Source organism: Lysinibacillus sp. YS11 (assembly GCF_002896375.1).
GTDB classification, from domain to species: Bacteria; Bacillota; Bacilli; order Bacillales_A; family Planococcaceae; genus Lysinibacillus; species Lysinibacillus capsici.
The window spans coordinates 3,107,419-3,120,818 of sequence record NZ_CP026007.1; the positions used below are offsets into that span (position 1 = coordinate 3,107,419).

Annotated in this window: 11 protein-coding genes, 1 other RNA gene and 1 other annotated feature; of the genes, 1 reads left to right on the plus strand and 11 read right to left on the minus strand. The window is 38.2% G+C overall.

Annotation, left to right across the window (positions count from 1 at the left end):
- Positions 1 to 15 precede the first annotated feature (15 nt).
- The 10 genes from LBYS11_RS15445 to hisS form a co-directional block, all read right to left on the minus strand.
- Positions 16 to 1,341, minus strand: coding sequence for a PTS sugar transporter subunit IIC (locus tag LBYS11_RS15445; protein ID WP_103118481.1), 1,326 nt, complete (start codon positions 1,339 to 1,341; stop codon positions 16 to 18).
- Between the two features lie 47 nt (positions 1,342 to 1,388).
- A complete protein-coding gene (locus LBYS11_RS15450) occupies positions 1,389 to 1,709 on the minus strand; it encodes a PTS lactose/cellobiose transporter subunit IIA (RefSeq protein WP_004226783.1) in 321 nt (106 codons plus the stop codon).
- 18 nt (positions 1,710 to 1,727) lie between these two features.
- On the minus strand, positions 1,728 to 2,039 hold the full coding sequence (locus LBYS11_RS15455) for a PTS sugar transporter subunit IIB (protein ID WP_103118482.1): 312 nt from the start codon (positions 2,037 to 2,039) through the stop codon (positions 1,728 to 1,730).
- 226 nt (positions 2,040 to 2,265) lie between these two features.
- Positions 2,266 to 3,441 carry a GNAT family N-acetyltransferase gene (gene eis / locus LBYS11_RS15460; protein WP_103118483.1) on the minus strand — a complete coding sequence of 392 codons (1,176 nt, stop codon included), beginning with the start codon at positions 3,439 to 3,441 and terminating at the stop codon, positions 2,266 to 2,268.
- A gap of 87 nt (positions 3,442 to 3,528) precedes the next feature.
- Entirely contained in the window at positions 3,529 to 3,807 is a 279-nt protein-coding gene (locus tag LBYS11_RS15465; protein ID WP_016991626.1) for an HPr family phosphocarrier protein, read from the minus strand.
- An 18-nt stretch (positions 3,808 to 3,825) separates the two neighbouring features.
- Positions 3,826 to 4,545, minus strand: a complete 720-nt coding sequence (locus LBYS11_RS15470) for a sugar isomerase domain-containing protein (RefSeq protein WP_103118484.1) — start codon at positions 4,543 to 4,545, stop codon at positions 3,826 to 3,828.
- Positions 4,546 to 4,549: 4 nt separating this feature from the next.
- Entirely contained in the window at positions 4,550 to 5,272 is a 723-nt protein-coding gene (locus LBYS11_RS15475; protein WP_004226770.1) for a GntR family transcriptional regulator, read from the minus strand.
- 551 nt (positions 5,273 to 5,823) lie between these two features.
- Positions 5,824 to 6,023: non-coding RNA, 6S RNA (gene ssrS / locus LBYS11_RS15480), on the minus strand.
- A gap of 139 nt (positions 6,024 to 6,162) precedes the next feature.
- The gene (gene aspS, locus LBYS11_RS15485) at positions 6,163 to 7,932 is read right to left on the minus strand and encodes an aspartate--tRNA ligase (protein ID WP_004226768.1); all 1,770 of its coding nucleotides are present in this window, start codon (positions 7,930 to 7,932) and stop codon (positions 6,163 to 6,165) included.
- 65 nt (positions 7,933 to 7,997) lie between these two features.
- The gene (hisS, locus tag LBYS11_RS15490; RefSeq protein ID WP_103118485.1) at positions 7,998 to 9,266 is read right to left on the minus strand and encodes a histidine--tRNA ligase; all 1,269 of its coding nucleotides are present in this window, start codon (positions 9,264 to 9,266) and stop codon (positions 7,998 to 8,000) included.
- Between the two features lie 231 nt (positions 9,267 to 9,497).
- Positions 9,498 to 9,740, minus strand: a binding site (T-box leader).
- 164 nt (positions 9,741 to 9,904) lie between these two features.
- Here hisS and LBYS11_RS15500 point away from each other — a divergent pair.
- Complete coding sequence (locus tag LBYS11_RS15500) at positions 9,905 to 11,491, plus strand: N-acetylmuramoyl-L-alanine amidase family protein (protein ID WP_054550045.1); 1,587 nt, start codon at positions 9,905 to 9,907, stop codon at positions 11,489 to 11,491.
- A gap of 43 nt (positions 11,492 to 11,534) precedes the next feature.
- Here the strand turns inward: LBYS11_RS15500 and LBYS11_RS15505 are convergent, their stop codons facing one another.
- Positions 11,535 to 12,941: a YfcC family protein gene (locus LBYS11_RS15505; RefSeq protein WP_054550044.1), complete on the minus strand. Its 1,407-nt coding sequence runs from the start codon at positions 12,939 to 12,941 to the stop codon at positions 11,535 to 11,537.
- Between the last annotated feature and the right edge of the window lie 459 nt (positions 12,942 to 13,400).

Below are 13,400 nucleotides of genomic sequence, written 5' to 3' on the forward strand. Positions count from 1 at the left end.
TCCGTTAATTGATGCTTATACTTCCACTTTTTGTCCTCTGGATTCCACTACAGATTCCTCACTCTGTGCCGCTAAAGCAGCTTTTTGCTCATTCTGCCTTGCCATACGGTTCGCCATCGAGATAAATGGCAGATAAATACAAACAGCAATGATAATTAAGACCATACTCAAAACAGCACCACGCCAAGATTGAGTTGCTAAAAAGCCATTAATAATCGGCGGTGTTGTCCAAGGCGGTGAAACGGTAGCGGCTGGCACCCAGCCCCATTTCGTTGCAAAGAATGCAATTGTTACGTTTATCATTGGTGTCAAAATGAACGGAACAAATAAAACCGGATTTAATACAATTGGTAACCCAAAAAGTAATGGCTCATTGATATTGAAAATCCCAGGTGCTGCGGATAATTTCCCAACTGTATTATATTGCTTATTCTTTCTCGCAAATATGAAAATCGCAATAATAAGTGCTATTGTTGTACCAGAGCCTCCCATATTAATAAAAGCATCAAAGAATGGTTTATTGACAATGTAAGGCGCAACTTTACCAGCAGAGATTGCTGCAACATTTTCATTAATAGCTGGTAAATTAATCGTTTGCATGAATGGTTCGATGATATTTGCTCCATGTACGCCAAGTGTCCATAAAAATGTAGGTATAAATGCCAAAATTAAAGCAGCAAGCCATGTATTTGTTAGACCCATAAATGGCTCTTGAATCGCAGAGTAGAAGGACCCGACAATATCTGGTATATCAAAACCTGCTGAAATAATTGTACGTACTAAAGCAAATATTCCAATCGTAATAATGGCAGGAAGTAACGCAGCAAATGATTTGGAAACAGCTGGTGGTACACCAGTTGGCATTTTAATTAGTAGTTTAGGATTACCAGACAATCTACAAAACAATTCTGTAGAAAGTAGTGCTACAATCAGAGCAATAAATATACCACCCGTGCCTGTTGTTAAGCCGGTTAATCCGCCTTCCGCGAAAGTCCCAAACGTCATGTAGCTTGATAAACTAATTACTCCAGCAGACAGACCATCTTTTTGATAACTTTTAGCAAGATGATAAGCAACAGTAAAGGCAAGTAGCAGTGAAATGATATTAAATGTAGCACTCCAAATATTACCGCCGAATTGAGTCCATGTCTCATGTTTCCAAATGGCATCGAGTGTATTTTGATAAAATTTAATAGGCAAATTGTTAATAAGTACAGCCAAAGATCCCACAATCGTTAAAGGCATAATCGTAATAAATCCGTCACGAATGGCAACTAAATGACGCTGATTCCCAACCCTAGCAGCAACCGGTACAAACTTTTCTTCTAAAAAACGGAACACTCACATACACTCCCTTTGCTTTTTATTGATAACATCAAAATTTGATGTTACTCCCCTTGAATTCGTTCATATAGCTCAATCATTTCCTGTGCTAAATCTCGAAAAGTAATAGCATTCATTAAATGATCCTGGGCATGAATTAATAACATCGAAACCTCTACCTTTTCTCCCCTTGCTTCTTGAGACAGTAACCCCGTTTGAGCATGATGCGCTTCAATTAATGACTCATTCGCTAATTTGATTTTTTCTTTTGCTGCCTCAATTTGCCCCTTTTTTGCTAGCTGAATAGCTTCCATACACTCACTTTTCGTATTTCCACTATGCACAATCAGTCCCATAATGGACGCCATTAATGCTGTATCTTCCATTACCCATTGCCCCTTCTTTTATCCAATTAGTTGTAGAGCCTGTTTCAGGACATTTTCACCGTTCATCATGCCGTAATCCGCCATATTGATCACATCGATTGGAAAGCCTTTATCCTTATATTTTGTTTCAAATGAACCTTTCAAATAACGAACCTGTGGGCCTAATAAAAGAACATCAGCCTTCTTTGTCGCTAAGATCTTTTCCACCTCTCCTTCAGCAATGGCGTAAATATCGGCTTCAATATTTTGCTCTTGCGCCGCTTTTTGCATCTTCGACACTAATAAACTAGTACTCATACCTGCTACACACACTAACATGATGTTTTTCATTCGATACACTCCTTTTATTTTCTTCGATTGTGTAATCGCTTACTTATTTTGAGAATAGCACCTATTGGTATATACCACAATATAAATTTTACATTAAATTTATTTATATCAAGTTATTTACAAAATTGGGCTATATCAATTTTGTCGTGAAATTAATGATTATAATCAACTGGTATAGTCCAGAAAAAAAGCCAAAAAATTTTTAAATTTCCTTATTATTCAATACCTAGAAATACTCATAAAATGCTGGCTTTTCAGTAGGAATTGCCCATTCCCACTGTTCGATCACCTTTTCTACCGTAGGTTGATTAGCATAGACAACTGTTTCTTTGACAGAAAGATAACCTGCCATCATCGCAGAAAAAAGATTAATTGGTAGTGTTAACATATGCTTGTCAGAGATTGAACTTGTCTCAATTATTACGACCTGACCATTTTTATTTATTTGATAAATATGCTCATTCCAGAGACAAAATGGATCTTCAATACGAATCGTTAATGTTTCTTGAATATCCTTCCACGGATACTGCTGCATAAATGCATAAACATCTACTACTCTAATCATCACATCCTGTATGACTTCCCTTTTGAATTGTGGCTCCTTGAAATAAAAGCCAAAAGGATAATGATTACTAGTAACTCCCGTTATGCTACTGACACTTGCTGCATGAGATGTCATATAACGCCACATAGCTTGTTCAGCTAAGAGATTTGCTACAACAAAGTCTTGGATAGTAAATGCCCCATCTCGAATCGTATAACGAATATAGCCTTCTATGTTACTGCCTTGAAAATAGGCAGCAAAGTGACTATCTGGACTCCTTCTTTCAAGTCTTTTCCACCATCCTTCATCCCTTACCATGCCACCATTTCGAATGATTGCCTGTGCATTATGAAAATCCTTAATCATCTGAAAGAGCGCAGGATCTAACCACTCAAAGCTCATCCTTTTCATGACGTCTACTTGTTTCCCTAAAGAGGGAAACATAGTTTGAGGGATTGTATAATGGAGCTTCTCAAAAAATAATTCCCAACCAAAATAACGATAGAAGGACACAGAAAATGGCGCTAATACTGAAATCGTTTGTCCATTGTCTCTCATTTTTTGCAGCGCTTCTGTCATAAGCCTTTTGATAATACCCTGTTGTCGATACTCAGGATACGTTGCAACAAAGCCGATGCCTCCCATTTTAAATGAAACTCCATGCACTGTAATATTTAGCGGTAATATTAATAGCTGCCCAACAATTTTTTTGTCATCATAAGCACCTAAGGTCGTGCTTTGCTCAATCCAATAATGAAAATCCTCTCGACGAGCCCCTGAGTACTTATTTGGAAAGCAATAGTCTCTCAATCGATGAATCTGCCCATAATCATTAGGCGAGACGATGTGAATATCCATTTAACCACCCCTAAAATTCTCAATATTCAGATAATTAATCATAAGATTCTTTTACAGTGGCATAATCATAACCACTGCAAGAATCTTTTATCCCTCTTGCCATTCTTCTCCTATTGCTTTAGACAACATGACTTCAGTAATAGTTTGAAATAATGTTGCTACATCTGGCCCATCTGCTGAAATTTCCACTACACTTCCTGGTTTAACACCTAATGACATCACGCCCATAATAGACTTTAAATTAACGGATTTTTCTTCGTATGTTAATTTAATATCACTTTGAAATGGTGTCACTGCAGTTACGAGTAATGCAGCCGGTCTAGCATGAATACCTTCAGTAGATGTAATTTTATACATTTTCTTCATTTACATACCTCCACTCTTTCACGTGAAATTAATCCGATGTTGATATTTGGCAATCATTTTCTCATTATGTGACCAATCCGAATCAACATTATTGCTGACAAAAATCGGTAACTCTATTGAGGACTTTGCTAGTGTTTCTATAATTTCACTGAACAAAGCATTTAATAGTAATGAACCAATAACAGTAGATGCTGGCGCATACTGTATGTCATGTATAGTTAGTACACCATCACCAATCGGTATATGGGTATTAATTACAAAATCTACCACATCTTCTAGCCGCAACCCACTGTGATGACGTGTAGTCTGTTCCTTATAGTGGAGCGATTGGAGGGATAGCACAAATATCCCTGAATCCTTTGCTAATAAAGCGGCGTCAATAGGTGCTGCATTTCTCCCTGAGGTTGAAATGACGATGCAAACATCATTTTCACGAAAGTCAAACTGTTCCTTATGCTGTTCAATAATAGTTGAATCTTTCTCATTGATTGAAGAAGCTAATGCTCCAGCATGTAAAGCTAATGGTTCAATAAATATAGGACGGACGGGTACTAAACCACCTGCTCGATAAAATGCCTCCTGTGCCAATAGCTGTGAATGACCACAACCAAATAATTGAATTATCCCACCTTTTTGGAGACGTTGGACAATGATTTGAGCCACATCACTTATATGTGATGCCTCCTTTTCCTTCACAACCTGGATAAGCTTTTCGATTTCAGAAAAATATGCATGCATAAAATCACCTTTTAATTTCACTTATGAATTTATAACGATCAGCTCGATACGTACTGCGCACAAGCTCAAAGGGCTTACCATCTGATAAATAACTTGTACGTTTGATAATTAAAACTGGTGCTGTTTGATTAATTTGTAGAAACTTACTATCCTCTTTCGATACGATGGCTGCCTCCATCTGTTGTACCGCATTCCCAATTTTTTGATGGAACTTTGCTTCGATTAAGGCATAAAGCGAGCCCATTATTTGCTTCTCATCCAACTCCGGATAAATTTTAACTGGGATATATGTTCTTTCGATTGCCATTGGTTGCGCATCTGCATTTCTTATGCGCACTACAAAAAATACTTCTTCGCCAGACTCTATCATCAAATCTCTTGCAATATCCACTGGTGGTATGATTTTCTCAAATCGTAATACCTTACTGCTTGGTTCCATTCCTCTTGCCCGCATATCTTCCGTGAAACTCGTTAAGCCTTTTAACGGTTGCTCTAATTTTGGATTTGCAACATACGTTCCTCTCCCTTTTTCTCGATATAATAGACCACTATTTACTAGATTGGTAATGGATTGACGAACAGTCATTCTACTTACATCAAATTGTGCAGAAAGCTCTCGTTCTGATGGGATAGTCTCACCAATTCTGTATTCTTCTAAATAAATTCGTTGTTTAATAATCTCTTCTATTTGTATATAAATAGGTATATGAGAATTTTTCTCTAACAATTCTTGCACCTTCCTTATCGCCTTTATTATTTCTCCTTACAACTTTACCTCGTTAGATCAGTTTTTGTATTTCGCATGATTAAACAAAGCTAAATGATATCCACGATAACAGTGTGAAAAGGACATATATACACGTCGCTTGATGTGGTAACTTTCTCACTATCATTGTAGCATCTGAGCTCAATCATTGTACCATTATATTCTCAACTGACTAATCATCGTCTCGTAATTTTGATCCAATTTGCCTTCTTTCAATAGGCTTTTCCCTCACTGTGTTTTGTTTCAACCACAATTAAAACGCTTTCAAAATCATTTAAATAAAGTATTTTTCCTCGTAATCTCTGCCTAAAGATATAATGTATCTTTTCCTTTAGCGGATATAGCTTCTCAAAAGGTATAGTTGTCTATACCAATTATATGCTGCTTCATCAGAAATAAAAAGTAATTTTTCATATTTTCTAAACATTCACTTAAAACACTCTACTAGTTCTTGTTTAATTTTATGTAAAAAAAGGAGCTATTAATAAGCTCCTCTCAATCCTATGTATAGGACGAATCCCAATTGTGCCGTAATGCCAAGAAACATTCGTTTTGAACCCGCAATTTGCAGGTGGGTGCCCGCTTTGCAACTTTAAACGTCCCGCTTTGTTAGGGGCATGTTTGCGACTACAAAATGAAGGCTCCCGATTCTATAATGTTCGGTCAAAACTGTGAAGTAGAGTTAGCAGTTAGACAAACACATCAGGATTCGTATTACAGTTATCATAACACCACTTTTCTGATAATTCAAACGATTTTCTCTAATAATCTATAATTTCTTACGAAAACGCAAAAAATACCTAGATTCCCAACAGTATTTGCTAGGTAATCCAGGTATTTTGAATTATACATTATTTTCTAAATGGTTTGATAGCCAGGCTTAGTTCACTTAGTTGCTCAGGAGATACTTCGCTTGGTGCTTCTGTCATCAAGCAGCTTGCACTAGCTGTTTTTGGGAATGCGATTGTATCGCGTAAATTAGTACGACCTGCTAATAGCATAACAAAGCGATCAAGACCAAAGGCAAGACCTGCATGTGGTGGTACGCCGTATTCAAACGCTTCTAATAGGAAGCCAAATTGTGCTTGTGCTTCTTCTTCTGAGAAGCCAAGTAATTCAAACATCTTCTCTTGTAGGTCACGTTCGTAAATACGTAATGAACCACCACCAAGTTCATAGCCGTTTAAAACGATATCATATGCTTGTGCACGTACTGCTGCAGGGTCTGTGTCCATTAACGCTATATCTTCATCAAACGGGCGTGTGAATGGATGGTGTGCTGCATAGTAGCGTCCATCTTCCTCAGAGTATTCGAATAATGGCCAATCAGTAATCCAAAGGAAAGCAAATTGTGATTCATCGATCAGATTTAAATCTTGTCCTAATTTTGTACGAAGAGCACCTAATGAAGCTGCTACAACAGCGGCTTTATCTGCTACAAATACTAGAATATCGCCAACTTCTGCTCCCATACGCTCGATTAAAGCTGCTGCTAATGCCTCGTCAAAGAATTTCGCAATTGGTCCGTTTAAGCCTTCTTCTGTTACCTTTAACCAGGCAAGACCTTTTGCTCCGTAAATCCCAACGAATTTTGTTAACTCGTCCATGTCTTTACGAGAATATTTGTCAGCTGCACCTTTAATATTGATACTTTTCACTTGTTTTCCTTGTGCAACCGTATCAGCAAATACTTTGAAATTACAGCCTTCAAAAATATCATTTAACGCCACAAGCTCTAATCCAAAACGTACATCTGGCTTATCTGAACCATAACGATCCATTGCTTCTTGGTATTTCATGCGCTGGAATGGTGCAGGAATGTCGATTCCTTTTACTTCTTTCATAACCGCTTGAATTAAGCGTTCGTTCATTTCTAATACTTCTTCTTGTGTTAAGAAGCTCGTTTCAATGTCCACCTGTGTAAACTCTGGTTGACGGTCAGCACGTAAATCTTCGTCACGGAAGCAACGCGCAATTTGGAAGTACTTTTCAAAACCAGCAACCATTAATAATTGCTTAAATAATTGAGGTGATTGTGGTAAGGCATAAAATTCACCTTCATGTACACGTGAAGGAACTAAATAGTCTCGAGCACCCTCTGGCGTTGATTTTGTTAAAATTGGTGTTTCAACTTCTAAGAATCCTTCATTTTGTAGGAAGTTACGAATTGTACGTGTCACATCAGAACGCATTTTGAAAGTATCGAACATTACGGGACGACGTAAGTCTAGATAACGATATTTTAAACGTAAATCTTCTGATACATCTGTACGATCTTCGATTTGGAATGGCGTTGTTTTTGCCGTATTAATTACGACTAATTTTGTTGCTTCCACTTCAATTTTACCGTTTGGTACATTCGGGTTGATTTGATCCTCTGTACGAAGGATGACTGTGCCTTCCACTTCGATCACATATTCACTACGCACTTTATCCGCTAATGCGTGTGCTTCTGCAACATCTGGACTAAACACAACTTGCGTAATACCTGTACGGTCACGCAAATCAATAAAAATTAAACCACCAAGGTCACGACGACGCTGTACCCAACCTTTTAATACGACTTTTTCGCCTTGTAACGCTTCTGACAGCTCGTTACTAGCATGTGTTCTTGTAGCCATTGTTAAATTCCTCCAAAATATCTTCAATTTATGTAGCATTTCCTAGAAATGCCCTCTGTCTATTTTTAAGCTTTTTGTGTTAAATAGTTCACTAGCTCTGAGAACGCCACTTTGTGCTGCTCCCCAGATTCCATATGTTTTACAGCCGCTGCTTGCTCCTCAAGTTCTGTTTCGCCAAGAACAAGCGTATATTTTGCACCTAGTCGATCCGCTGATTTCATTTGAGCTTTCATTTTACGGTCTAAATAATCCATCTCTGTCGCAAGTCCCTTCGCTCGGAAAGTGCTTGTCAGCTCAACAGCCTTATGCTTCGCTTCATCGCCCATTGCAATAATGTAAACATCTAGCCCTGAAGCTGTGTCTAATTCAACACCCTCCGCTTCAAGTGCCAGCAACAAACGCTCAATACTTAATGCAAAACCTATACCTGGTACATCTGGACCGCCAATTTCTTGCACTAATCCATTGTAGCGTCCACCACCACATAATGTTGTAATAGCACCAAAGCCTGATGCTGTGGACATAATTTCAAAAGTTGTGTGATTATAATAATCAAGTCCTCGTACAAGATTTGGATCGACCTCATATGAAATACCCAATGTATCTAAGTACGATTTCACTTGAGCGAAATAAGCAGCTGACTCTTCTGTTAAGAAATCAGTTAACGCTGGAGCCGTTTGCATTAATGGATGCTCACGATCTACCTTACAATCTAAAATTCGCAATGGATTCTTTTGTAAACGATTTTGACAGTCTGAGCAAAATTCATGAATATGTGGCTCAAAATGCTGTAATAAAGCAGTACGATGTGTATCACGTGTTTCTTTATCGCCAAGAGAATTAATCACTAATTTTAAATCCTTTAAACCCGCTGATTCGTAGACGTCCATAGCAAGAGCAATGACTTCTGCATCAATCGCAGGATCTGCTGAACCAATTGCTTCTACTCCAAACTGTACAAATTGACGATAACGACCAGCCTGTTGGCGCTCATAGCGGAACATTGGTCCTAAATAAGAAAGCTTAACTGGCTGATCAGGAGCACCAAACATTTTATGCTCCACATAGGCACGTACGACACCAGCCGTATTTTCTGGACGTAGTGTTAATGAACGCCCTCCACGATCTTCAAATGTATACATTTCCTTTTGTACAACATCAGTTGTTTCCCCAACACCACGTGCAAATAGATCCGTTTGCTCGAAAATTGGTGTGCGAATTTCGTTATAGCGATAAACACGACAAATATCACGAATAATCGCTTCAACTTTTTGCCATTTTTCAGATTGACCTGGCAAAATATCTTGTGTCCCTCGTGGCACTTTAAAACTCATGTAATTCCCTCCTATATTGATTGCTTATGATAGAGCAGCTGTAGTCCCACTTTGAGCGAATGCATGCTTTGGTTGAGCAAATTTTTGTCCGGTTGGAGCGGGTTACAGCCTTGATGAGCGCTTTTCATACTAATTAGAGCGCCTTCCCCTCTTTTCTGAGCAAAAACAACAATCCCTCTTAAAAAACTCATTACTTTTTGAACAACAAAAAAGCTCTCGTCCCTTGCAATAGCAAGGGACGAGAGCTGTATAAGCTTCCGCGGTTCCACCCTAGTTGACACAAATGATTACATGTGTCCTCCTCTTAATCGGATAACGGCCGATTCCGTTTTTTCCTACTAGGCACTGCTTTTCAGAAAAAAGCCTCTCAAGTGTTATTCACGTTATACATTTTTGTAGGAAAGATTGCAGCCTAAGTCTTTCCCTCTCTTTTCCAATAGTGGTATACGCTACTTGCTTGGTCATAAGCGATTAATCATTTTTCGATTACCCTTTATGTTAGTCACTAGCCAAAGCAATGTCAACTATTTTTGTATTTTTCATCAGTCTATGTTGAAAATAACTAATTCTGTTACCATTTTACCACGAATTTTATGATAAAAGCATGGTAAAATAGCACAAGGAATAGGAGGAATCTGATGAGGACAAAAATTTTACATAGTATAATCATCTTCGTACTAATGGTAACGATGGCGATGCCAAATAAGAACTTTGTTCAAAGAGCTTCCGCTGACACCAGTGATCTAAAAGTCGCTGGAACGATTCTTCATTTGCGAGAGGGTCCTGGATTGTCTTATCCCATTATTACGACTTTAGAAGAAGGTGACCCTTTAACCTCAATCGGTCGAGAAGGTGATTGGTACCAAGTCAAAGCAGGCAATTACGAAGGATGGGTTGCCTCTTGGCTGACAGCACCTACTAATGCTAAACAAGTGATCGACAAAACCGTCATTTCACAAGTTGACCGTTTAAATATTCGAACAGAACCAGATATCTCTTCAGCTGTTCTTGGTCAACTTTCAACTGGTAACCAAGCAAACCTCGTTGAAGAAAATGGAGAATGGGCAAAAATCGATTGGAATGGACTAACAGGATGGGTGTCGAAGGATTATGTCACGATCAACGATAACCCTAAAAAAGAAACAGAACCCAAAGAAGATGCTGTAGAAGTAACCACTACAACCACGGCACCCGCTAACAAAGATACAACCTTCACCATTTTAGTGGACACCCTTAATGTTCGTAAGAAGCCAGATTTGAATGCTAAAAAAATCGGCACAGCAACAAAAGGACAAGCCTTTAAAGTCCTCGCACATGAGCATAATTGGGTACAAATTCAGTACAATGATAAAAAAGTAGGTTGGGTCTATAGTTTTTACGGTACATTCTCTAATAAAGTAAAAAGTACCTCAAAAACATCAACTTCCAAAGAGTTAGAGTCTGTTACGATTATTTATAATGGGACAAACCTACGAACGGATGCCTCAACAGCAGCAGAAGTGGTTGAACGTGTAGATGCTGGTGTAAATTACCCGATAGTAGGCGTTAAAAATGATTTTTATGAAATACAAATAGACGACGAAAAAACAGCTTTTGTCGCGAACTGGGTGGTCACAACAAGTTCCAATAAAGCGACAAGTCCACAGAAAGAAAAGGAAGAGCCTCGCAAAAAAGGTACTTTAACTGGATTAACGATAGTTGTTGATGCTGGTCACGGTGGAAATGATCATGGCACAACTGGTCAACGAGGTACAGAGGAAAAGGGCATTACTTTAAAAACGGCTACTTTGCTTGCTTCCAAGTTAAGTGCTGCTGGCGCAAACGTTGTCATGACGAGAGAATCGGATGAATATGTGGCATTGCGTAAGCGTGTATCGATTGCCCATCAATATGAGGCAGATGCCTTTATTAGCCTTCATTATGATGCGACAGATGATAGCTCCATTAACGGCTTCACATCCTATTATATGAATAGCAATCAAAAAGGGCTTGCTGAAGCAATTCATGATGGTCTTTCCAGTAAACTAGATTTAAGAGACCGTGGTACACAACAAGGAAATTATTTAGTTTTACGAGAGAATCGTCAAAAGGCCGTCCTTATTGAGTTAGGCTTTTTAAGTAATTCCAGTGAGGAGCGCGTCATTACAACAGCTAAATTCCGCGAACAAGCGACTCTTGGTATTTATCAGGGAATTCTCAACTACTTTAATGAACAAGATGAATAAGCAAAAAAAGCTGCGGATGATAACATCCACAGCTTTTTTATATTTAAGATATTCCTAATGCTACCGCAGCAATTAGCGCCAGACAGGCAATCAATGCCCACCCAAGAATCATCTTCCAGATAAACTTAATCCACTTTTCATATGGGATACCTGCAACAGCTAAATACGCCATTAATGCAGACGAAGTAGGAATAATAGAGTTCGTTAAGGAATCCCCATATTGGAAGGCTAAAACAGCCACTTGTCGCTCTAATCCTAGTAAATCAGTGATTGGAATCATAATCGGCATTGTTGCAGCTGCCTGTCCACTACCAGATGAAATAAATAAATTCAAAAGAGCTTGGATAAATAACATGCCGATTGCACTGATAGCATGTGGCAAATGTCCAATTGTTTCTGATGCTGCATAAACGATTGTATCAATAATTTTCCCCTGCTCTAAAACAACTGTAATAGCACGGGCAAAACCTACAATTAAAGCACCAAATGTTACGGCCTTGGCTCCCTCAATAAAGGAATCAAAGATAGTAGCAGGTTTTAAACCACCAATTAATCCTGCAATTAACCCCATTATTAAAAAGGATGCAGTTAGCTGCGTTAAGAACCAGCCCCAGTTAAAGACACCATAAATATTAAAGCCAATCCCACAAGCCATGACAATAAATACGAATTTATGCTTGCCTGTTAATGCAGGAATGTCAATCGCTGAAACATTGGATTTAGCTTTTTGCTCAATATCGTAAATAACGCTTGCTTGAGGATTCTTTTTCACCTTAAAAGCATAGCGAGATACATAAAAAATAGCAAAACTTAATACAAAAACATAGACAACAGCACGGAAGCCAATCCCTGAGAATAATGGTACATCCGCTAAGGATTGTGCTACACCTACCGTAAAGGGATTAAGCATTCCTCCAAAAAATCCACTGGCGGCACCAAGTGTAATCATGGCTGTTCCTGTTACAGCATCAAAGCCCATCGCGCGTGCAATGGCCACACCAATTGGTACGAAAATAATAGTTTCTTCCGCCATCCCCATTGTAAAACCACCAACAGAGAATAAAATCATCGATAAAGGAATCAGTAATTTCTCTCTGCCCTCTAAAGCTTTTACTCCTTTATAAACACCAGCCTCAATAGCACCTGTAGAACGAATAATACCAAATACACCACTGACTAAAAAAATGTAGAAAATAATTTGAGCCCCTTTTTCGAGACCCATTGGAACCGCTGTAAACATTTCAAAAAAGGAAACTGGCTCACTCTCAATATGATGATAGCTTCCATCTACAACGAGCATTCGCCCTTCTTCATCCTCTACACGTTCAAACTCACCCGCTGGTATAATATAGCTTGCAATACCTGCTAAAAAAATAATAGCAAAAATAATCGTATATGTATGAGGTACTTTCAACCAGCTTTTCTTCTTGACCCCCTGTTCATTTTCCATTAAATCACGCTCCTTTTTCTGATTTAGACATTAGCAGTATATTGTCGCTATTTGTCGCTAATTGAAAATAAATATACATGAGTTTAAATTTATTGTAAAGTATTAATTTTCTATTATTTCTGAAAGCACACGCTATCTTTCCTAATTAAACCTCTTGTTCCTCTTCTATAAACATGGAAAATTTTATACACATACTCAAATAATAATGGGCATTTTCAACATTATTTTTTGTTTTCCAAAATAATAATTTCATCGTATATGACGAATTGTTTTTATTAAGGCAGGAGCAATATGCAGCGGTGTTAGAAATGATAAAGTTTGTATGGATTGTCCTTAAATGCTTTTTATTCATGAACTTCATAAAGATCCCCTTATTACTGGGATGAAAGACATCAAAGGTTGTAAGTAGAATGGAAATCGTAGGTTAACTATCCATGAGGAATCAAATGGACTTTCTTA